General features: G+C 59.6%; 1 protein-coding gene. It reads right to left on the bottom strand.

Annotated features, from left to right (window positions below; all coding sequences use genetic code 11):
• On the bottom strand, positions 1-292 hold a 292-nt coding region (locus SB756_RS29260; RefSeq protein ID WP_410913043.1), incomplete at both ends, for a condensation domain-containing protein.

The following is a 292-nucleotide window of genomic DNA, read 5'->3' as shown; positions in this document are numbered from 1 at the left end:
ATCAACGAATGAATGCTGCGCTCGTTCGGATAGGCCGCTCGGGTGTGGTTCCAGCCTTCGACCATCACTTGCTGTTCGGGCTGGGCCAGCATTGGCAGTTCACCGACCAGTGCATCAGCGTTTTCAGTTAGCGCCTCAAGCAGGTTGGTGAAGTAGCCCGCCAAACGGTCAATGGTGTCGTCGCTCCACAACGTACGGTCATGGCTGTACTGCACCGACAGGGTCGCGCCCAGTTCCACCACCAGGGTCAGCGGGTAGTTGGTCTGCTCCTGTACGGCCACCTCGCCAAAGC

The sequence above is a fragment of the Pseudomonas sp. SIMBA_068 genome, assembly GCF_046534705.1.
Taxonomy (GTDB): domain Bacteria; phylum Pseudomonadota; class Gammaproteobacteria; order Pseudomonadales; family Pseudomonadaceae; genus Aquipseudomonas; species Aquipseudomonas putida.
Note: the sequence above shows the minus strand (reverse complement) of the source record. Positions and strands in the feature narration are given on the sequence as shown.